The organism is Mangrovimonas spongiae (genome assembly GCF_003944795.1).
GTDB lineage: Bacteria > Bacteroidota > Bacteroidia > Flavobacteriales > Flavobacteriaceae > Mangrovimonas > Mangrovimonas spongiae.
The window spans coordinates 770,262-792,277 of record NZ_RWBG01000001.1; the positions used below are offsets into that span (position 1 = coordinate 770,262).

Annotated in this window: 20 protein-coding genes and 1 tRNA gene; 12 read left to right on the forward strand and 9 right to left on the reverse strand. The window is 36.5% G+C overall.

Annotation, left to right across the window (positions count from 1 at the left end; all coding sequences use genetic code 11):
- The first annotated feature begins 1 nt into the window (after position 1).
- The 12 genes from mraY to EJA19_RS03550 all read left to right on the forward strand — a co-directional run bounded on the left by mraY (position 2) and on the right by EJA19_RS03550 (position 12,317).
- Positions 2-1,243 (forward strand): phospho-N-acetylmuramoyl-pentapeptide-transferase, encoded by a 1,242-nt coding sequence (mraY, locus tag EJA19_RS03495; RefSeq protein ID WP_125466946.1) that lies wholly within the window; start codon positions 2-4, stop codon positions 1,241-1,243.
- Positions 1,244-2,575, forward strand: coding sequence for a UDP-N-acetylmuramoyl-L-alanine--D-glutamate ligase (gene murD, locus EJA19_RS03500; protein WP_125466947.1), 1,332 nt, complete (start codon positions 1,244-1,246; stop codon positions 2,573-2,575). It abuts the gene before it with no gap.
- A 9-nt stretch (positions 2,576-2,584) separates the two neighbouring features.
- Positions 2,585-3,775: an FtsW/RodA/SpoVE family cell cycle protein gene (locus EJA19_RS03505; RefSeq protein WP_125466948.1), complete on the forward strand. Its 1,191-nt coding sequence runs from the start codon at positions 2,585-2,587 to the stop codon at positions 3,773-3,775.
- Positions 3,775-4,866 carry an undecaprenyldiphospho-muramoylpentapeptide beta-N-acetylglucosaminyltransferase gene (gene murG / locus EJA19_RS03510; protein ID WP_125466949.1) on the forward strand — a complete coding sequence of 364 codons (1,092 nt, stop codon included), beginning with the start codon at positions 3,775-3,777 and terminating at the stop codon, positions 4,864-4,866. Before EJA19_RS03505 ends, murG begins: the two co-directional genes overlap by 1 nt.
- A 3-nt stretch (positions 4,867-4,869) precedes the next feature.
- On the forward strand, positions 4,870-6,222 hold the full coding sequence (gene murC / locus EJA19_RS03515) for a UDP-N-acetylmuramate--L-alanine ligase (protein ID WP_125466950.1): 1,353 nt from the start codon (positions 4,870-4,872) through the stop codon (positions 6,220-6,222).
- Positions 6,223-6,322: 100 nt separating this feature from the next.
- A complete protein-coding gene (locus EJA19_RS03520; RefSeq protein ID WP_317124819.1) occupies positions 6,323-6,931 on the forward strand; it encodes a cell division protein FtsQ/DivIB in 609 nt (202 codons plus the stop codon).
- 3 nt (positions 6,932-6,934) lie between these two features.
- Entirely contained in the window at positions 6,935-8,272 is a 1,338-nt protein-coding gene (gene ftsA, locus EJA19_RS03525) for a cell division protein FtsA (protein ID WP_125466952.1), read from the forward strand.
- Between the two features lie 16 nt (positions 8,273-8,288).
- Positions 8,289-10,250, forward strand: a complete 1,962-nt coding sequence (gene ftsZ, locus EJA19_RS03530) for a cell division protein FtsZ (protein WP_125466953.1) — start codon at positions 8,289-8,291, stop codon at positions 10,248-10,250.
- A gap of 108 nt (positions 10,251-10,358) precedes the next feature.
- Positions 10,359-10,811 carry a GatB/YqeY domain-containing protein gene (locus EJA19_RS03535; RefSeq protein ID WP_125466954.1) on the forward strand — a complete coding sequence of 151 codons (453 nt, stop codon included), beginning with the start codon at positions 10,359-10,361 and terminating at the stop codon, positions 10,809-10,811.
- 11 nt (positions 10,812-10,822) lie between these two features.
- A tRNA-Arg gene (locus EJA19_RS03540) sits at positions 10,823-10,896 on the forward strand.
- Positions 10,897-10,965: 69 nt separating this feature from the next.
- Positions 10,966-11,817 (forward strand): zinc-dependent peptidase, encoded by an 852-nt coding sequence (locus EJA19_RS03545; RefSeq protein WP_125466955.1) that lies wholly within the window; start codon positions 10,966-10,968, stop codon positions 11,815-11,817.
- 80 nt (positions 11,818-11,897) lie between these two features.
- Entirely contained in the window at positions 11,898-12,317 is a 420-nt protein-coding gene (locus EJA19_RS03550) for a CBS domain-containing protein (RefSeq protein ID WP_125466956.1), read from the forward strand.
- A 15-nt stretch (positions 12,318-12,332) separates the two neighbouring features.
- On the opposite strand, the gene rpe is transcribed toward EJA19_RS03550, so the two are convergent.
- From rpe to fbaA, 9 genes are all read right to left on the reverse strand, one after another.
- A complete protein-coding gene (rpe, locus tag EJA19_RS03555) occupies positions 12,333-12,995 on the reverse strand; it encodes a ribulose-phosphate 3-epimerase (RefSeq protein WP_125466957.1) in 663 nt (220 codons plus the stop codon).
- A 140-nt stretch (positions 12,996-13,135) separates the two neighbouring features.
- Positions 13,136-13,999, reverse strand: a complete 864-nt coding sequence (locus EJA19_RS03560) for a sigma-70 family RNA polymerase sigma factor (RefSeq protein WP_019387909.1) — start codon at positions 13,997-13,999, stop codon at positions 13,136-13,138.
- Between the two features lie 142 nt (positions 14,000-14,141).
- Complete coding sequence (locus EJA19_RS03565; RefSeq protein ID WP_125466958.1) at positions 14,142-15,341, reverse strand: glutamate-5-semialdehyde dehydrogenase; 1,200 nt, start codon at positions 15,339-15,341, stop codon at positions 14,142-14,144.
- Between the two features lie 15 nt (positions 15,342-15,356).
- A complete protein-coding gene (proB, locus tag EJA19_RS03570; RefSeq protein ID WP_125466959.1) occupies positions 15,357-16,133 on the reverse strand; it encodes a glutamate 5-kinase in 777 nt (258 codons plus the stop codon).
- A gap of 1 nt (position 16,134) precedes the next feature.
- Positions 16,135-16,941, reverse strand: a complete 807-nt coding sequence (proC, locus tag EJA19_RS03575; RefSeq protein WP_125466960.1) for a pyrroline-5-carboxylate reductase — start codon at positions 16,939-16,941, stop codon at positions 16,135-16,137.
- A gap of 282 nt (positions 16,942-17,223) precedes the next feature.
- Positions 17,224-19,413, reverse strand: coding sequence for a polyribonucleotide nucleotidyltransferase (locus tag EJA19_RS03580; protein ID WP_125466961.1), 2,190 nt, complete (start codon positions 19,411-19,413; stop codon positions 17,224-17,226).
- 176 nt (positions 19,414-19,589) lie between these two features.
- Positions 19,590-19,859 carry a 30S ribosomal protein S15 gene (gene rpsO, locus EJA19_RS03585; RefSeq protein WP_125466962.1) on the reverse strand — a complete coding sequence of 90 codons (270 nt, stop codon included), beginning with the start codon at positions 19,857-19,859 and terminating at the stop codon, positions 19,590-19,592.
- A 170-nt stretch (positions 19,860-20,029) separates the two neighbouring features.
- Positions 20,030-20,887: an acetyl-CoA carboxylase, carboxyltransferase subunit beta gene (gene accD / locus EJA19_RS03590; RefSeq protein ID WP_125466963.1), complete on the reverse strand. Its 858-nt coding sequence runs from the start codon at positions 20,885-20,887 to the stop codon at positions 20,030-20,032.
- A gap of 45 nt (positions 20,888-20,932) precedes the next feature.
- Positions 20,933-22,000 carry a class II fructose-bisphosphate aldolase gene (gene fbaA / locus EJA19_RS03595; RefSeq protein WP_125466964.1) on the reverse strand — a complete coding sequence of 356 codons (1,068 nt, stop codon included), beginning with the start codon at positions 21,998-22,000 and terminating at the stop codon, positions 20,933-20,935.
- Between the last annotated feature and the right edge of the window lie 16 nt (positions 22,001-22,016).

Consider the following 22,016-nt stretch of genomic DNA (forward strand, 5'->3'; position numbering starts at 1 on the left):
CATGTTATACTACTTATTCGAATATTTAGAAAAACACTACCAATTACCTGGAGCATCTCTATTTGGGTTTTTAACCTTTAGAGGGGCTTTGGCTATAATTTTGTCGTTGCTTATTTCAACCATTTTTGGAAAACGAATCATTGCTTTTTTACAAAAACAACAAGTTGGTGAAACCATAAGAGACTTAGGGCTTGAAGGTCAAGTTGAAAAAGCAGGAACACCAACTATGGGAGGGATTATAATCATTCTAGCCACTATTATTCCAGTACTTTTGTTGGCAAAATTAGAGAATGTTTACATCATTTTACTGTTAATAGCGACAGTGTGGATGGGAACCATAGGGTTCATCGACGATTACATAAAGAAATTTAAAAACGATAAAGAAGGATTAAAAGGCAAATTTAAGGTGCTTGGGCAAGTAGGTTTAGGAATTATCGTTGGCGCAACCTTATACTTTAATGATAGTGTAACAATAAAAGAGAAACTACCCGTTGAGCAGCAAAAAGTAATTCTTGAAGAAAATCCTAATGTACAACCTTCAAAATTATTTAAAGCCGAAGAAAAATCAACCAAAACAACCATTCCATTTGTAAAAGGAAATGAGTTTGATTACGCCGATTTAATTACTTGGATAAGTCCAAACTTAAAACCTTACGCATGGGTTATTTTTATTTTGGCAACCATTTTTATAATTACAGCCGTGTCGAACGGTGCCAATTTAACCGATGGTATAGATGGCTTGGCGGCGGGTACATCGGCCATAATTGTCCTCACTTTAGGCATTTTTGCCTGGATATCGGGTAACATAATTTTTTCCGATTATTTAAACATTATGTATATCCCAAAAGTAGAAGAAATAACCATTTATATCGCTGCATTTGTTGGAGCATTGGTTGGGTTTTTATGGTATAATACCTATCCGGCGCAAGTGTTTATGGGCGATACGGGAAGTTTAACTATTGGAGGTATCATAGCTGTAATAGCTATTGCTGTAAGAAAAGAATGGTTAATCCCTGTGTTGTGTGGTATTTTCTTAGCAGAGAATCTTTCTGTGGTGTTGCAGGTAAGTTACTTTAAATATACTAAGAAGAAGTTTGGTCAAGGAAGGCGCATTTTTAAAATGTCGCCCTTACATCATCATTATCAAAAATTAGGATATCACGAAAGTAAAATAGTGACCAGGTTCTGGATTGTAGGCATTTTGCTAGCAATTGTAACCATAGTGACTTTAAAAATTAGATAAATGAATCGGTTAGTGATTCTTGGTGGTGGTGAAAGTGGTGTAGGAGCCGCTTTATTAGGAAAGGAAAAAGGATACGAAGTCTTTGTCTCAGATAAAGGTGAGATAAAGAAAAAGTATAAAGACGTTCTTATACATAATAATATTGATTGGGAAGACAAGCAGCATACAGTAAGCAAAATACTTAATGCAGATTTAGTGATGAAAAGCCCAGGAATACCAGATACAGTTCCATTGGTAAAGCAAATAAAAGAACAAGACATTCCTATTGTTTCAGAAATCGAATTTGCATCAAAATATACCAATGCGATTTTAGTGGGTATTACAGGAAGTAACGGTAAAACAACCACAGCAGCATTAACACATCATATTCTCAAACAAGAATTACAAGTAGGATTAGCGGGGAATATAGGGGACAGTTTCGCTTTGCAGGTGCTAAATGAAAACGTTAAAACATTTGTGTTGGAAATAAGTAGTTTTCAATTAGATGATATCGTGTCATTTAAGCCACATATCGCAGTGATAACCAATATTACACCAGATCATTTGGATAGGTATGCATATAAGTTTGAAAATTATATCGCCTCAAAATTTCGAATAGCCGAAAATCAAACCAAAACCGATTACTTAATCTATGATGCCGATGACGAAGTGATTGTGGATTGGTTAACAAAACATCCCGTTAAATCAACATTATTGCCGTTTTCATTAACAAAAAAAGTAACAAGCGGCGCTTATTTAGAAAAAGATAGAATAATAATAACAATAGATAATAACATAATAAATATGCCAACAGATAAATTAGCATTAGAAGGAAAGCATAACGTGAAGAATGCTATGGCAGCTTCAACAGTAGCGCATTTACTTAAAATAAGAAAGCAAACCATACGCGAGAGTTTAGAAAACTTTCATGGTGTAGAACATCGTTTAGAAAATGTGCTTAAAATTAATAAGGTACAATACATAAACGACTCTAAAGCCACTAACGTTAATGCAACATATTATGCGTTAGAAAGTATGGGAGCACCAACCGTTTGGATTGTTGGCGGCGAGGATAAAGGCAATAATTACGAAGAGCTTTTTTCGTTTGTAAATGAAAAAGTAAAAGCCATAGTATGCTTAGGCGTTGATAACGAAAAACTCCTAAAAAGCTTTAGCTCGATGGTCGACGTTATTGTAGAAACTCAGTTCATGACCGAAGCTGTTAAAATAGCTTACAAGTTAGCCGAGCCAGGAGATAATGTCTTATTATCGCCAGCTTGTGCGAGTTTCGACTTGTTTGAAAATTACGAAGATAGAGGAAGGCAATTTAAAGAAGCTGTAAGAAACTTATAAAAAAAACAAATGCAGGCCATTTTTAAAAATATTAAAGGGGATAAGCTAATATGGGCCATTGCGGCTTTATTGGCTGTTTTCTCGTTTTTGCCTGTTTATAGTGCGGCGAGCAATTTGGCCTACGGCGGTAGTGGCGCAAGTACATTTACCGATTTTGCTAAGCACTTTATTCATCTAGCTTTAGGTTTTGTAGTTATGTTCGGTGTTCATAAAGTGCCTTACCGCTACTTTAAGGGGTTATCTATTGTTATGATGCCTGTAGTTTTAATACTTCTGTTAATAACACTGTTACAAGGTACTACAATGGCAGGTGCAAATGCTAGTCGTTGGATAAATATCCCTATTGTAAATATGTCATTTCAACCGTCTACCTTGGCTTTCGTGGTTTTAATGGTTTACGTGGCAAGATACATGTCTAAAATTAAAGATCAGGTAATTACTTTTAAAGAGTCTATTTTGCCTTTGTGGACACCAGTGTTTTTAGTGCTTGTGCTTATTCTTCCAGCAAACCTTTCCACAGCTGCTATTATGTTTGTAATGGTACTTATGTTAGTGTTTTTAGGCGGATATCCTATACGGTATTTAGCGGTGATATTAGGTGCTGGGTTGTTAGGCTTAACATTTTTTGTGTTGGTGGCAAAAGCTTTCCCAGATGCTATGCCTAATAGGGTAGATACATGGATGAGTAGAATTGAAAGTTATGCCGACGATAAAGGTGAAGATGGTTATCAAATTGAAAAAGCAAAAATAGCCATTGCCTCAGGAGGTGTCCAGGGGCTTGGACCAGGAAAAAGTAAGCAAAAACACTTTTTGCCACAATCGTCTTCAGATTTTATTTTTGCCATTATTGTGGAAGAATATGGACTGTTAGGCGGGTTTTTCTTAATGGTGCTTTATCTATGGTTATTATTTAGAATTGTTATTGCATCACAAAAATCCGATACTATTTTTGGTAAACTTTTAGTCTTAGGTGTTGGTCTGCCAATTGTTTTTCAGGCACTCATAAATATGGCCGTAGCTGTCGAGTTATTCCCTGTGACTGGGCAAACTCTACCTCTGATTAGTAGTGGTGGAACATCAATATGGATGACCTGCTTGGCCTTAGGTATTGTGTTAAGTGTAAGTGCAAAAAGAGAAGAAATTAAGGAACAAGAAGAGAAAGAAGATAACCCTTTAGAGGTGTTATCCGAAACGATATAATGAAAAAAATTAAAGTCATATTATCTGGAGGTGGAACAGGAGGTCATATCTATCCTGCGATTGCCATTGCAAATGAACTAAAATCAAGGTATCCTAATGCCGAGTTTTTATTTGTAGGCGCCAAAGACCGTATGGAAATGGATAAAGTCCCAGAGGCTGGTTATAAGATAGAAGGACTTTGGATTTCTGGTTTACAGCGATCGCTAACCATTAAAAACTTAAGCTTTCCGTTTAAGGTTATTGGTAGTTTAATAAAAGCACGAGGTATTATAAAACGTTTTAAGCCAGATGTGGCTATTGGTACCGGAGGGTATGCTAGCGGACCATTGCTACAAGTGGCAGCGTCAAGCAATATACCAAGTGTTATTCAGGAGCAAAACTCATTTCCTGGAATTACAAATAAATTATTAGCCTCCAAAGTAGATAAAATTTGTGTGGCTTATGATGGTTTAGAACGCTTTTTTCCTAGTGAAAAAATTGTAAAAACAGGAAATCCAGTTAGGCAAGATTTACTAACCATAGACACAAAACGAGAACAAGCTTTAGAGCATTTTTCATTAAGCAAAGAGAAGAAAACACTTTTGGTGCTTGGGGGTAGTTTAGGAGCGCGAAGGATAAATCAGTTAATAGAAAAAGAACTCGATTTTATTCAAACGCATAATGTTCAGGTGATATGGCAATGCGGGAAACTATATTTTGAAAAGTATAAACTATACGACCATACTAAGAACGTACAAGTGCATGCATTTATAAAAGATATGGATTTAGCGTATGCTGCGGCCGACATTATTATTTCTAGAGCAGGAGCTATATCTGTTTCAGAATTAAGTATTGTAGGAAAGCCAGTTATTTTTATTCCGTCACCCAATGTGGCCGAAGACCATCAAACAAAAAATGCCATGGCTTATGTTAAAGAGAATGCTGCGATGTTGATTAAAGAATCTGATTTAGATGTCGATTTCGAAAACAAATTTACGCAGTTAATCATGTCGCCAGAGCGTTGTGAAGAATTAGGAGAGAATATTAAAACAATGGCTTTAGTAGATGCCACAAAGCATATTGTAGATGAAGTTGAAAAACTATTAAAATAAAGTATGAATATTAACCAGATACATAGCGTTTACTTTATTGGTATTGGCGGCGTGGGAATGAGTGCCTTGGCAAGATATTTTCATGCCAATAATAAACAGGTATCTGGGTACGATAAAACGCCAACCGAAATCACCAAGGGATTAACCAATTTAGGGATAGAAATTCATTTTCAAGATAACCTAGATTTAGTGAACCTAGAAAGTTTAAACAAAGCAACAACGTTAATCGTATATACGCCTGCAATACCTAAAACGCATACCGAGCTAAATTACTTTATTAATCAAGAGTATCAAGTAATGAAACGGTCTCAAGTTTTGGGCCTTATAACGCAAAATACGTTTTGTTTTGCTGTGGCAGGAACACATGGTAAAACCACGACGACAAGTATTTTAGCACACTTACTTTACAGTTGTAATGTGCCGCTTACTGCTTTTTTAGGTGGCTTTAGCGAGAATTATCAATCTAATTACATAACAAATGGTACCGAAGTAACGGTAGTGGAAGCTGATGAGTTTGATCGTTCCTTTTTAACATTGTCGCCCAATTTAGCCTGTATAACTTCTATGGATGCCGATCACCTGGATATTTATGGTAATTCGGAAGCGTTATCTGAGTCGTTTAAAGACTTTGCGAGCAAAGTAAAAGAAGACGGTAAGCTATTTGTTAAAAATGGGTTGACTATTAAAGGAATTACCTATGGTATTGAAGACGAATCAGATTATACAATTCAAAATATAACAATAGAACAAGGGAGTTATGTGTTTGATGTAAAAACGCCTAAAACAACAATTAACAATATTAAATTTAACCTACCGGGTAGACACAATTTGTCTAATGCTTTAATAGCCTTGGCGATGGCTGTAGAATACGGTTGCCCTCACCAGCAGCTCGCCAAAGCTTTAGCATCATACAAAGGGGTTAAAAGACGTTTTACATACCATATAAAAACCAATAATTTGGTGTATGTAGATGATTATGCGCACCATCCAGAAGAAATAAAAGCGGTTTATCAGGCGGTAACTGAAATGTTTCCTAAGCAAAAAAATGTGATTGTTTTTCAGCCACATTTATTTAGCAGAACTCGAGATTTTGTTAATGAATTTGCCGAAAGTTTAAGCCTTTTCGATGAGGTTTTTCTATTGGATATTTACCCTGCGAGAGAAGAGCCTATACAAGGTGTAGATTCAAAATGGTTGTTGGATAAAATTTCAAACCCAAACAAAAAACTGATAACAAAGAAAAATATAGTTGAAGAAGTGCTTAAAACAAAAGCTTCGGTAGTTTTAACTGTTGGAGCTGGCGATATTGGAGCAGAAGTTGAACACGTAAAAAAAGGTCTAGAACTTGCGGGCTAATTTTAATTACATAAAGCTAATTTTTCTACTCATTGTAGTAGTGTTTCTCTATGCGTTTTCTGCACACAGAAATACAGCTAGAATAGTTGGGGAACCACAGGTGAAATTTAAAGGAGGCGAAAACCTGTACATCGCCGCCCAGACTGTTAGTAAATTGTTAATACAAAATTATAAAGGGGTTAAAAACACATCTAAAGAAGCTTTAGATTTGAATAAATTGGAAACTGCCCTGAATTCCAATGAGATGATAAAATCAGCCGAAGTCTATTTATCTGTAAATGGAGTGCTTACGGCTGAGGTTGAGCAAAAAAAACCTATTGCAAGAGTGTTAGCAAAAACATCATATTATATCGATGATCAGGGAAGTTACATGCCTTTGTCTTCCTATCATTCTGCTAGAGTGCCGCTTGTAACAGGAAAAATAGATAGAAACAACTTAAACAACATTTATAAAATAGCCCAGAAAGTAAACACTGATGTGTTTTTAAAAAAGAATGTTATTCAAATACATCAAACAAAAAATAACGATTTGTTTTTACAATTACGAGGCTATGATTTTACCGTGCAATTAGGCGGTTTAAACAATTTAGAAAAGAAAATTAACAACTTAAAAGCGTTTTATAAAAAAGGCTTAAAAGATAATATACTTAACGATTACAAAACGGTCAACCTTAAGTTTGATAGTCAGGTTGTATGTACTAAAGCGTAAACCATGGAAAATAATATAGCAATAGGATTAGACATAGGAACCACAAAAATAGTGGCCATGATTGGGCGTAAGAACGAATATGGAAAAGTTGAAATTTTAGGCATAGGACGTTCTAAAAGTCTAGGGGTTCATCGTGGGGTAGTTAATAACATAACACAAACCATACAATCTATTCAAGCTGCTGTTCAAGAAGCAGAAGCCAGTTCAGACCATAAAATAGAAGAGGTTACCGTTGGTATTGCAGGACAGCATATTCGTAGTCTGCAGCACAGCGATTATATAACACGCCCAGACTCCGAAACGGTTATAGATGAGGAAGACATTGTTCGGTTAATCAATCAGGTACATAAACTAGTGATGTTGCCAGGCGAAGAAATCATTCATGTACTACCACAAGAATATAAAGTAGATGGACAAGCCGAAATAAAAGAACCTATTGGGATGTATGGCGGCAGATTAGAAGCCAATTTCCATGTGGTTGTTGGGCAAGTATCTTCTATTAGAAATATAGGAAGATGTGTAAAAAGCTCTGGCCTAAACCTAGAAGGAATTACACTAGAACCTTTAGCATCGGCCAATGCTGTATTAAGTCAAGAAGAAAAAGAAGCTGGAGTTGCTTTAATAGATATAGGAGGCGGAACCACCGATTTAGCAGTTTTTAAAGATGGTATTATACGCCACACGGCGGTAATTCCTTTTGGGGGTAACGTGATTACCGAAGACATTAAAGAAGGTTGTTCTATCATAGAAAAACAAGCCGAATTATTAAAAATAAAATTTGGCTCCGCTTGGCCAGGAGAAAATAAAGACAACGAAATAGTATCTATACCAGGATTAAGAGGTCGAGAACCTAAAGAAATCACCTTAAAAAACCTGTCAAAAATTATTCATGCGCGCGTAGTTGAGATTATAGAGCAAGTATATGTTGAAATTAAAAATTACGGTCATGAAGAGCAAAAGAAAAAACTTATTGCAGGTATTGTGTTAACAGGAGGTGGAAGCCAATTAAAGCATTTAAAGCAATTGGTAGAGTACATTACAGGAATGGATACCAGAGTTGGCTTTCCTAATGAACATTTAGCAGGCAACAGCGACGACGAAGTAACGAGCCCGCTTTATGCCACTGCAGTAGGTTTGGTTATGGATGGTCTTAAACGACACGAACGTAAAAAAGCAGAAGAAGCAGCGGCACAACAACAACCGATTGATGAGGACGATAATGCTGAAAGTGAAGAAGACATGCCTCAAGACGAGCACATCAATCAACCAAAACCAGAAAGACGTTCTTTTCTGGATAAATTAACAGAACGAGTAAAAGATTTTTTAGATAACGCAGAGTAATTAAAAACCGAAATTCATGAGTAGCAACAACGAATTCGAGAACAACATTTCATTTGATTTACCCAAAAACCAATCCAATGTCATTAAAGTGATTGGTGTAGGTGGTGGCGGAAGCAACGCTATCAATCATATGTTTCAATTAGGAATTAGAGGTGTCGATTTTGTCATCTGTAATACCGATGCCCAAGCCCTACAGAATAGTGGCGTGCCTAATAAAATTCAATTAGGGGTTAATTTAACCGAAGGGTTAGGAGCAGGTGCCAATCCAGAAATTGGCGAACAGGCCGCCGTAGAGAGTATAGAAGATATTCAGCATATGCTAGATACCAATACAAAAATGGTATTTATTACAGCTGGTATGGGTGGTGGTACAGGTACCGGGGCAGCACCAGTGATTGCTAAAATGGCTAAAGATTTAGACGTTTTAACAGTAGGTATTGTAACCATGCCATTCCAATTCGAAGGAAAAACCAGAAATAAACAAGCCCAACAAGGGGTAGAGAAACTTCGTGAAGTGGTAGACTCTTTAGTGGTTATAAACAACAACAAGCTTCGTGAGGTATATGGTAATTTAGGATTTAAAGCAGGCTTCTCAAAAGCCGATGAAGTGTTATCTACAGCTGCTCGAGGAATTGCCGAGGTTATTACACATCACTACACGCAAAACATTGACTTGCGCGATGCGAAAACGGTGTTAAGTAACAGTGGAACAGCCATTATGGGATCTGCAGCTGCATCTGGTCAAAATAGAGCCCAAGAAGCCATTAGAAAAGCGCTAGATTCGCCGTTACTTAACGATAATAAAATTACTGGAGCCAAGAATGTATTGTTGCTTATCGTATCTGGTGCTCAAGAAATCACTATTGATGAAATAGGTGAAATTAACGACCATATTCAAGAAGAAGCGGGTCATGGTGCTAATATTATTATGGGAGTTGGTGAAGACGAAGCTTTAGAGGAGTCTGTAGCTGTAACTATTATAGCTACTGGGTTTGATGTCGATCAGCAAGACGAAATTTCTAATACCGAGGTTAAAAAAGTCATTCATGCTTTAGAAGATGATAAACCTTTAGAACAGGATTTAAGCAAGCGCGAGAAAAACCCAGCTATCATTACACCCAATATCGAGCTGGAAAAAAAGGAAGAACCAATAGTTAAACATACCTTAGATTTAGACGAGCTTAACGATACAGAACCACCTGTAAATGAAACGCCACCATCAGAGATTGTTGAGACTACAAATGCCATAAAAAACATTCCAGTAAATTATGAACAAGTTACTGTAAATGAAACTGTAGATGAAGAGTTCAATATCACATCGGTAACACCTGAAGAGTCTATAGAAGAAGATTCAGAAGAAGAACAGCAATTTACATTAACTTTCGATATGCCAATAAGCAACGAAAGTAATGAAGCGCCTAAAGCTACGGATGAAGATTTTGTGGTTCATGAATTAGACGAGAATATTAAAAAATTACCTGTAAAAGATCATGTAGAACTCATCCCTATTACAGAGACTAATGATGAAGGTGAAAAAAGATATGCTTTAGATGATTACATGGAGTATGAGTCAACGTTAAATAACAGTCAAAAAACAGAAAAACCAGCTTCCAAAACGACACATAAAGTTGAAGAAGCAAACGAAGACATCGTATTTGAAAAGAAAGTTGTTGCAACAGAAGCTGAAGAAACAGCCGAAGAAGATGTAGATCCTATAAATGCACCTATTTCAGACTTGCTAAAAGAACGTGCTGCAGAGCGAAGACGTAAAATGAAAGACTTCAACTATAAATTCAATAACTCTAAAATTGATGACATAGAAAAAGTGCCAGCATATAAACGTCAAGGTGTTAATTTAGACGAAGCCAAGCATTCTTCTGAAACTAATTCAATATCAAAAACAAGTATCAGTTCAGATGATAATGACGATATTCAACTAAGAAGCAATAACTCTTTTTTACATGATAATGTAGATTAATTAATAGCGATTAAGTTTAGTGTTTAAGCTTCTCGAAAACCCGAGTCTTATGTCATGTAAGTTCGGGTTTTCTTTGTTATCTTCGCAAAAGATTAAAATTTAGGTAATATGAGTTTACAACAAGATGTGATGACTGCCATGAAAGCAGCCATGAAAGCTAAAGACCAAACAGCCTTAGCAGCATTAAGGTCGGTTAAATCGGCAATATTATTAGCACAAACAGAAACCGGAGCTAAAGAAGACTTAACAGAAGAGCAAGAATTAAAATTGTTGCAAAAACTAGTTAAGCAAAGAAAAGATAGTGCCGCAGTTTATATAGAACAAAACAGAGAAGATTTAGCCAAGCCAGAATTGGAAGAAGCCGACATTATTTCGCAATTCTTACCAGAAGCACTATCTGAGGAAGAAATTGAAAAAGTGGTGGTAATGGTTATAAACGATACCAATGCCGACGGCATGAAAGACATGGGTAAGGTTATGGGTATTGTTAGTAAGCAATTAGCAGGACAAGCCGATGGAAAAACCATCTCTACGATTGTAAAGCAAAAGCTTTCTCAATAAATAATTGTTTTGGCCACGTAGTTCAACTGGATAGAATATCAGATTTCGGCTCTGAGGGTTGAGGGTTCGAGTCCTTCCGTGGTCACAAATAATAAAGGCAAGTGAAATTCTCACTTGCTTTTGTTATTTTAGCAGGCAACCTACATTAGTCTCTATGAACCCATTTTTTCTTATAAAACAAAATACCGTTTACGATAATATTATAGGTGTCCTTTTCATAGTTGCTATAGGTGGGTTTTTAGGGCGCTTTCTATTTCGGTATATAGAAATGGGGTATGCGCTATTTAAAAAGAAGCCTATTTATACACACCTGTATCTTAGACCTAAAACGATAACATCAAAACAAGAACAAATATTGGTGTCTAAAAGTCATTTTTATAAGCGATTGTCACCCAAAAAGCGACAATATTTTAGGCATCGCTTAGCCCTTTTTATGAATGAAAAGTCTTTTGTGGGAAGACAGGATATGGAAATTACCGAAGAAGTTAAAGTGCTTATCTCAGCAACAGCAGTGATGCTAACTTTTGGATTTCGAAACTTTTTAATAGGAATGGTTGATACTATTTTAGTATATCCTGCGGCATTTTATTCTAATACCAATAACAGCTTACACAAAGGCGAGTTTAATCCAAAACTTAAAACAGTAGTGTTGTCTTGGGAAGATTTCGTCTTAGGAATAGATGTTTCTAATGACAATTTAAACTTAGGTGTACATGAATTTGCACATGCTATTCATATGAACAGTATAAAATATCAGGATATTAATGGCGCATTGTTTTTAAAATCTTTTAATGAGTTGGTTACCTTGCTTATTAATAATGAAACGCTAAAACAAGACCTGATTGAATCTAGTTATTTAAGAGGTTATGCGTATACAAATCAGTATGAATTTATGGCTGTTGTTATCGAGCATTTTATAGAAACACCGAGTGAGTTTAGAAGCCAATTCCCGCAACTTTACAACAAAACAAAACAAATGCTCAACTTTAATTTTGCAGGGTATTAAATTTAACCAACATGACTTTTATCATACTTTAATAGCGTGTATAAGGCTAATTTTAATGAAGAATTAAAAAAGCCATACCCATGAAAATACATGCACCTATTTCAGATATTATGACCAAAAAAGTCATAACATTAAAAACGACAGACGACTTAGAAACAGCCGAGCTCCTTTTTAAAACCCATAATATTCGTCATATCCCTGTGGTAAACGGTAAAGATATTGTAGGCATGTTAAGTTATACCGATTTACTACGTATAAGTTTTGCTGATGCTGTAAACGAAGACGATAATACGGTCGAATCTTTAGTTTACAATATGTTTACTATAGAGCAAGTTATGGCTAAAAAGCTTATAAGTGTGCCACCAACAGCAACCATTAAAGAAGTCGCTGAAATTTTAGCCATGAGAGAATTTCATGCCCTTCCTGTATTACAAGAACGCACTATTGTAGGTATTGTAACAACAACAGATCTTATTAAGTATATGCTAAAGCACTTTTAATTAAGTGAAAAAATATTAACTATTAACTAAAGATTTTAAATGAGCAATAGTGTCTTTTGGGTTATCACTTTTAAACACATAGCTTCCAGCGACTAATACATCGGCGCCAGCATCAACTAAAGCCTTGGCGTTTTTGTTGGTCACGCCACCATCAATTTCTATTTGTGTGGAAGCACCTTTCCTATCAATAAGGGCTTTAAGTTGTGTGATTTTGTTATAGGTGTTTTCAATAAATTGTTGTCCGCCAAAACCTGGGTTAACACTCATAATACAAACCAAATCAATATCGGTAATCGTATCTTCTAACAGGGCCACGTTTGTATGCGGGTTTATAGCTACGCCAGCTTTCATGCCTTCCGCTTTTATGGCTTGAAGGGTTCGGTGTAAATGTGTGCAAGATTCGTAGTGAACAGTGAGGATGTTACTCCCTAATTCGGCAAATGTTTTAATGTAGCGATCGGGATCAACAATCATTAAATGGACATCAATGGTTTTATGGGCGTGTTTTGAAATGGCTTTTAAAACAGGCATACCAAAAGAGATATTAGGAACAAAAACACCGTCCATAATATCAATATGAAACCAATCGGCTTCACTTTGGTTAACCATGTCGATATCGCGTTGCAGGTTAGCAAAGTCTGCTGCAAGAATAGATGGAGCTATTAATTTAGAATTCATGAGTGTGTTGTTTTTTGCAAAAATAGCGTAAAAAAATGAACCCTCGGTCATCACTCCGAGGGTTCTTTCATCAATCAAAAAACGAACAGTTATGTTTTGTAACTGTTGTGCTTGTAATATAAGGTTATTTTTTAAAAATCCTAACCTAAGTAGGTTTTTAATATTTTACTTCTTGAGGTGTGTTTTAAACGTCTAATAGCTTTTTCCTTAATTTGACGGACACGCTCACGGGTTAAATCAAAGGTTTCGCCTATTTCTTCTAGAGTCATGGGGTGTTGATTACCAAGACCAAAATACAGACGAATCACATCGGCTTCACGCGGTGTAAGCGTTTCTAACGCGCGTTCAATTTCTGTGCGTAACGACTCATGTAATAACTCTTTATCTGGGTTTGGCGATTCCCCACTATTTAATACGTCGTATAAATTAGAGTCTTCCCCTTCAACAAGCGGTGCATCCATACTAACATGACGGCCAGAGTTTTTCATAGACTCTTTTACGTCGTTAATGGTCATATCAAGTTCCTTAGCAATTTCTTCGGCGCTTGGAGGGCGTTCGTGAGATTGTTCAAGAAAAGCAAAGGTTTTGTTTATTTTGTTTATAGACCCAATTTTGTTTAAGGGTAAACGTACAATACGCGATTGCTCGGCTAACGCTTGTAGAATAGATTGACGAATCCACCAAACGGCATACGATATAAATTTAAAACCACGTGTTTCATCGAAACGTTGTGCCGCTTTAATTAAGCCTAAGTTACCTTCGTTAATTAAATCGGGTAAGGTAAGCCCTTGGTTTTGGTATTGCTTAGCAACAGATACCACGAAACGTAAGTTAGCTTTGGTTAATTTTTCTAAAGCGATTTGGTCGCCAGCTTTAATACGTTGCGCTAATTCCACCTCTTCATCGGCAGTAATTAGGTCAACTTTTCCTATTTCTTGTAAATATTTGTCTAAAGAAGCTGTTTCTCTGTTAGTAACCTGCTTCGTAATTTTAAGTTGTCTCATTTAAATAAAAGGTGCTGTAAATAAGTTATATAATGGTGTACTTATAGTTATACGTAAATAGCCGCGTAAATGTTACAAAACAGCAAAAAAAAAGCTGCAATATTACATTGCAGCTTGATAATGTGTGCTTTAATGGTGTGTTTTAAACTCTCACGTGGCCATCGCCAAACACATAGTATTTGTTGGTAACTAATTGCTTTAAGCCTAATGGTCCACGATGGTGTAATTTATCGGTGCTAATAGCGAGTTCGGCACCAACACCCATTTGTCCACCATCTGTAAATCGGGTAGAGGCATTATGATACACTGCTGCACTATCTATTTGCTCCATGAATATAGCGGCAGTATCTTTGTTTTCGGTTATAATGGCTGCAGAGTGTCCGCCTGAATATTTGTTAATCATAGCAATCGCCTCGTCTGTTGACGCCACTTCGGCAATTACAATTTTTAAGGCTAAAAACTCTTCGTACCAAGTATCTTCATTGTCAATCGTGGTTTCATCAGATAATATATTACCGACCTTATCATCGGTTACAATGGTCACGTTAACAGTGTGTAGAACCTCTTGAAGCTCTTTGAGTTTAGCGTCGTAATTCGGGATGTTTTTATTAATTAACACTTTATCTAACGCATTACAGCCTGAGATTTTATCGGTTTTAGCATTCACGATTACTTTAACAGCTTTTTCCCAATTGGCATCTTCCGAAACATATAGGAAGTTATTACCACGACCACTAACAAGAACAGCACAAGAGGCATGATCTTTAACAAATTTAATTAGGCGTTCGCCACCACGAGGCACTATTAAATCTAGTGGTTCCGATGGGTTTCTTAAGAATTCTTGAGTTTCTTCGCGTTTTAAGTGTAATAGTCTAATCCAGTCTTTAGAAAGCCCGTTGCTCTCTAAGGCTTCATGCCAACATTGTTCTAAAATTAAGTTGCTGTTAATGGCTTCTTTACCGCCTTTTAATAAAATTTTATTGTTGGCTTTAAAGGCTAATACAGCCGCTTCGATAGTCACATCTGGTCTAGATTCGTAAATAATTAAAATCGTACCAAAAGGGGCCGTTTTGTTGGTGATTTGTAATCCGCTATCCAAGGTCATATCGGAAATAGTCTGTCCCACAGGGTCGTCCTGAGCCATAACTTCTTTTACGGCTTGAATCATACCATCAACTTTTGCTTCGTTAACAACTAGTCGGTCATATAACGCTTGATCGTCTCGATTAAACGCATCGAGATCTTTTTTGTTGGCGGCGATAATATTTTGGCGTTCTCTATCCAAGATGGTAATCATGGATTGAAGCACGTTGTTTTTTATATCTGAACTTAAAAGTTTCATAGTTGTATTATTTTTTTAATGAATAAATTTTGTGCCTACCTCTTTATCGTCAACAATGTCTACAATAACATTTTCACGTTTTCCGTTGGCGATATAGGTAGGGATGTCTTTTTTGGCAGTACCTTTGGCAATTTTTAATTTAGAGGCCATACCACCACGACCTTCGCCTTCTTTTTTATTAGAGGCTTTGACGTATTTTTCAACGTTTTCATCGACTTTAACTTCGTCAAGTTTTTTAGAGTTATCATCGTCTGGATGTCCTGTATAAAGGCCATCGGTATCTGATAAGATAATCAATCTATCGGCGTCAAGCAACTCGGCAACAAGACTGGCGAGCTCGTCGTTATCAGAAAACATAGACATGGTTAAAGATACGGCATCATCTTCATTGGCAATAGGAATAACGCCTTCCGATAGTAAACCTTCGTAACAATTCACCATGTTTTGGCGGTGTTTGCCTGGATCGAAATCGCGTTTTGTGGCTAATACTTGAGCGCAACGCATACCGTAATCGTGAAAGATACTGTAATAGTGTCGCATCATTCTTGGTTGCCCAATGGCCGAATAGACTTGGCGTCTAATTGATTTGTCTTTTATTTTGGTTTTTCCTAAGACTTCTTTTCCAGCAATAGCCGATCCAGAAGATACGAGGATAACCATAACATCGCGTTCGTAAAGTACCGCTATTTGTCTAACAAGTTCTCTTAAAACAGGGCCTAATATTCTATTGTCTTTATTAGTTAACACATTGGTGCCCACTTTTACAACAATACGTTTTATATCGTCTTTCATCTTATTTGTCGTTTCCTAGTTCTACAGCGCGATCAAAGGCGGCATAAGCAGCCTCTTGAATAAGTTGCTTTACATTATTATCTTCCATAGAGTCTATAGCTGCTTGTGTGGTACCGCCTTTAGACGCTACACGATTAATCCAACTTTCTGGCGAAATATTAGATTGATTAAATAGTTCGATAGCACCTTCAAACGTATTACTAACAAGGACTTTAGAATCGTAGTCTGAGAAGCCCATTTTTTGTGCGGCTTCTAGCATAGATTGCATAAAGTAAAATACGTAGGCTGGCCCACTACCCGAAATACCTGTAGAGGCATCGATGTATTTTTCGGTGTCTACATGAATAGAGGTTCCTGTGGTATCTAATAAATTTCTTGCCATTAGAAGCTCTACTCTAGACACAGCTTCAGACTCGGTATACGAAGTCACACCTTTACCTACTTTTGCTGGTAGGTTTGGCATGGTTCTAATCACTTTTTTGGCACCTAATTGGTCTTGTATGGTATCAATAGTTACACCGGCCATTAAAGATACAAATATTTGTTGTTGGTTTATCATAGGTTTCATGTCTTCAAACAAACTTTCGCTATGATAGGGCTTTACAGCTATAAAAACGATATCGGCTTTTGGAAGGCAATCTTCCAAGCTTTCGTAAACGTCAAAATTGGGATTTTCTCTAAGTGTTGAAATTTTATTTGGATCAGTATCATAAATTTTTAGGTTGTGTTTTCCTAAAAGTGGTGATTGTGACATTCCTTCGGAATATGTTAATCCCATGTTTCCTGCTCCAATTACAAGTACTTTCATGTTTTGTTTTTAAAATATTGATTTTCAATGTTATTTGCTATATATAGCCACAAGGATTGTGCGATAGTGCCAAATGATATTACGGATTTAAAAAATTATGATATTGAAATGTTTTTCCTCTTTATCATATGATGTTGGAAGAGAAACAGAGGTTTTCTTGAAGAATGTTAAATTCTAGCGTTGCTAAAAACTGTCATTATGTCGGTGACAAAATAGGGGAGTGCATAAAAAAAGCCTTAACAGTTGTGTTAAGGCTTTCGTAATTATATAATAAGAAATTGACTATTCTTTATCTTTTTTGTAGTCTTTATTACCGCCGCCTTTATGATTTCCTTTAGGTTTGCTTTGGTAACCTTCAGGTTTAGGCAATAAGGCTTTTCTTGAGATTTTTTCACGTTTTGTTCTTGGGTCAAAACCAAAGTACTTTACGTCTACAAGATCACCTAGATTCATCACATCGGTTACGTTATTTGTACGTTCCCAAGCCATTTCAGAAATATGTAATAATTGCTCGTTTCCAGGAGCTTCAACAAATTCTAATACGGCACCAAAATCAAGGATTTTAACCACCTTCATTTCGTAAACGCTTCCTTTTTCAGGTTTAAACGTCATAGCATCAATTTTAGCTAAAACAGCATCGATACCTTCTTGACTGGTTCCTAAAATTTCAACAACGCCTGTTTCGTTTTCTTCATCTTCGTTAATAACGATAGTGGTTTCGGTGTTTTTTTGTAACTCTTGAATGTTTTTACCACCTGGGCCAATAAAGGCACCAATTAAATCGCCAGGAATGGTTGTTGTCACCATTTTAGGGGCATGTGGTTTAACAGACGTATTAGGTGTTTGAATAGTATCTGTTAATTTACCTAGGATATGCATACGGCCATCGCGCGCTTGTTTTAACGCTTTTACTAAAATTTCGTAGCTAAGCCCTTTAATTTTAATATCCATTTGGCATGCTGTGATACCATCTTCAGTTCCAGTTACTTTAAAATCCATATCTCCTAGGTGATCTTCATCACCAAGAATATCGCTTAATACCGCATAACGTTCACCGTCGGAAATTAATCCCATAGCAATACCAGACACGGGCTTTTTAAGCTGAACACCAGCATCCATTAAGGCCATTGTACCCGCGCAAACGGTAGCCATAGACGATGATCCGTTACTTTCTAAAACTTCTGATACGACTCTTACAGTGTAAGGGCAATCGGCAGGTACCATCTTCTTTAACGCACGTTGTGCTAAGTTACCGTGACCAACTTCTCGACGCGATGTGCCTCTAATAGGTCTCGCTTCTCCAGTTGAAAATGGTGGGAAGTTATAGTGTAAATAAAAGGTCTCTTCGCCTTGATATGTTGGTAAATCAATTACATTAGCTTCTCTAGACGTTCCTAACGTTACTGTAGCTAAAGCTTGTGTTTCTCCTCTTGTAAAAATAGACGATCCGTGTGTTGATGGTAAGTAATCCACTTCACACCAAATAGGGCGAATATCGGTTGTTTTACGACCATCTAAACGAATGCCTTCATCTAGTGTTAAGTTTCTTACCGCTTCTTTATGGACTTTTCCAAAGTATTTAGAAATTAATTTACCGTAGGCTTCTTGTTCTTCTTCGGTAAATAAGGCTTTAACCTCGTCTTTAACTTCGCTAAATGCTAAGCCACGTTCTTGCTTAGACGATCCTGCTTTAGCAATATCGTAGCATTTTTGGTAAGCAGCATCGTAAACTTTTTTCTCGATAGTTTCATCTTCTACTTCTGGCTCGTATTCACGCGTGTCTTTTTTACCGAAAGCTTCGGCCAATTTTACTTGGGCGTCGCATTGTACTTTAATGGCTTCATGAGCAAACTTGATAGCATCGGCCATTTCTTCTTCCGAAATTTCCTCCATTTCACCTTCAACCATCATCACAGAATCGGCAGAAGCACCTACCATCATATCGATATCTGCTTCGTCTAATTGTGCGCGACTAGGGTTAATGATGAATTCGCCATTTACACGTGCTACACGAACTTCAGAAATTGGTGTTTCAAACGGAATATCGCTTAATTGAATAGCAGTAGAAGCAGCTAATCCAGCTAAGGCATCAGGCATCACATTCTCGTCGTGAGACATTAATTGAATCATGACTTGTGTTTCGGAGTGATAGTCTTTTGGGAATAATGGACGTAGTACTCTGTCTACTAAACGCATGGTTAATACTTCGTCATCGCTTGGTCTGGCTTCACGTTTAAAAAATCCGCCAGGATAGCGTCCTGCAGCAGCAAATTTTTCGCGATAATCTACTGTTAAGGGTAAAAAATCAACATCTGCAGCCGTGTAGTTAGATACTACGGTACAAAGCAACATGGCGTTACCCATTTGCACAACAACCGAACCATGGGCTTGTTTAGCCAATTTTCCGGTTTCGATAGAAATTTCTCTTCCATCGTCGAGGGTTATTACCTCTTTAAAAGTTTGTGGAATCATAAAATTATTAATTCTTATTCAGGCTAAATGCTAGTCTGAACTTGGTTAAACATTGGCGTTGTGTTGTTGTAGTTGTTGTGTTTACCAATGAAAAACTATAGTACAGCTTTTTAGTTTATGGTCTTTATTTAAAAGACGTATATAATCAAAAAAGAGGCCGCGAAGCCTCTTAAATGTTATTTTCTAATTCCTAATTCCTGAATTAACTCACGATATCTTACAATATCTTTCTTAGCTAAGTAATCCAGTAAGGATCTACGCTTACCTACTAATTTTACTAACGAACGCTCGGTATTAAAATCTTTTTGATTGTTTTTTAAGTGTCCTGTTAAGTGATTAATTCTGTGGGTAAACAAGGCAATTTGTCCTTCGGTTGAACCGGTATCGTTTTTTCCTTTACCGTACTTTTCGAAGATTTCTGCTTTTTTCTCTTTTGTTAAATACATTCTAATATTATTGTAAATGATTGTTATGTATTACTCAATGTTACTTGAGTAGTTATGAAAGATTTTCTTTCAAGCGGCAAATATAGGTATAATTATTTAAATACTCTTTATGTCATGGGAACTTAGATATAAAAAAAAGCAATCATTTTAATTTGATTGCTTTTTTATAGTTATTCTCTTAGAGGTTGATTTGATATTAAATCGATATACAGATTAACCTTATCTTTTAAGTCTTTACGGTGTGTTATAAAGTCTAAAAACCCGTGTTCTAGTAAAAATTCTGAGGTTTGAAATCCTTCAGGGAGTTCTTGTCCTGTAGTATCTCGTACCACACGTGGCCCAGCAAACCCAATTAAAGCACCAGGTTCGCTAATGTTAATGTCACCTAACATAGCAAAGGAAGCTGTAGTTCCTCCTGTGGTAGGATCGGTACATAGCGAAATGTAAGGCACTTTAGCTTCGGCTAATTGAGCCAATTTTGCTGAGGTTTTGGCCAATTGCATTAAGGATAATGCAGCTTCCATCATACGTGCCCCGCCAGATTTTGAAATAATCATGAATGGTATTTTCTTTTTTAGAGCATAATCGGCAGCACGAGCAATTTTTTCGCCTACAACACTTCCCATAGAGCCTCCAATAAAGGTGAAATCCATACATGCAACAACTAAGTTATTGCCTTTGGATTTTCCTACAGCAGTTCTTACAGCGTCTTTAAGTTTTGTTTTTTCTTGAGCTGCTTTTAATCTGTCAGGGTATTTTTTTGTGTCAACAAATTTTAAAGGGTCTTTAGATTCTAATTTCGTATCTAATTCTTTGTATTTGTTGTCATCAAAAAGTATTTCGAAATATTCTTTGCTTCCTATTCTAACATGGTAGCCATCTTCAGGGCTAACGTAGAAATTCTGTTCAAGCTCTTTGGTGTCGACTATTTTTCCTGTAGGCGATTTATACCAAAGTCCCTTAGGAGTGTCTTTTTTCTCCTCGGTGCTTGTTTGAATGTTTTTTTCTTTTCTTTTAAACCAAGACATTAAAAAATAATTTTAATTAAAGTTTGTTAGTTGTAACATGCAAAGTTATAAAGTATTTACATTATTAAGGTCTTCGAAGGCTTTTTTTAGTCTTTCAACAAAAGCATCTTCTCCTTTACGAAGCCAAACTCTTGGGTCGTAATATTTTTTATTAGGTACATCGCTACCTTCTGGGTTGCCAATTTGTGTTTTAAGGTAGTCTGCCTTATCGCTCATATAATCTCTTACACCGGTCATAAAAGCGTATTGCATATCGGTGTCGATATTCATTTTAATAACACCATAACCTATAGCTTCTCTAATTTCTTCTACCGTAGATCCTGAGCCACCATGGAAGACAAAGTCGATGTGGTTGTGTTCTACACCGTATTTTTTAGTAATATATTCTTGAGAGTTTTTTAAGATTTTTGGTGTTAATTTCACGTTTCCTGGTTTGTAAACACCATGAACGTTACCAAAAGCAGCTGCAATAGTAAATTGGTCGCTTACTTTACTTAATTCTTCGTAAGCATAAGCCACTTCTTCGGGTTGGGTGTAAAGTTTAGAATCATCTACATCGGTATTGTCAACGCCATCTTCTTCACCTCCTGTAATACCAAGCTCTATTTCTAGAGTCATCCCCATTTTACTCATTCTTTCAAGGTAGGTTTTACAGATGTCTATGTTTTCTTCAAGTGGTTCTTCACTTAAATCAATCATATGAGAACTGTAAAGTGGTTTTCCGGTTTCTTTAAAATGGGTTTCGCTAGCATCTAATAAACCGTCAATCCAAGGAAGTAATTTCTTAGCGCAATGGTCGGTATGTAAAATAACAGGAACACCATAAAGTTCTGCCATTTGATGAACGTGTTTTGCGCCAGCAACAGAACCAGCAATTGCTGCTTGTTGGTTGTCGTTACTTAGTCCTTTACCCGCATTAAATTGAGCACCACCATTTGAGAATTGAATGATAACTGGGGCATTTAAAGCTGCTGCAGTTTCTAAAACGCCATTAATCGAGCTAGAGCCTATCACATTTACCGCAGGTAAAGCATACCCATTCTCTTTAGCATGATTAAAGATATTTTGAACTTCTTTGCCTGTTGCAACTCCTGGTTTAATATTATGTGCCATGTTATATTTTATTTGT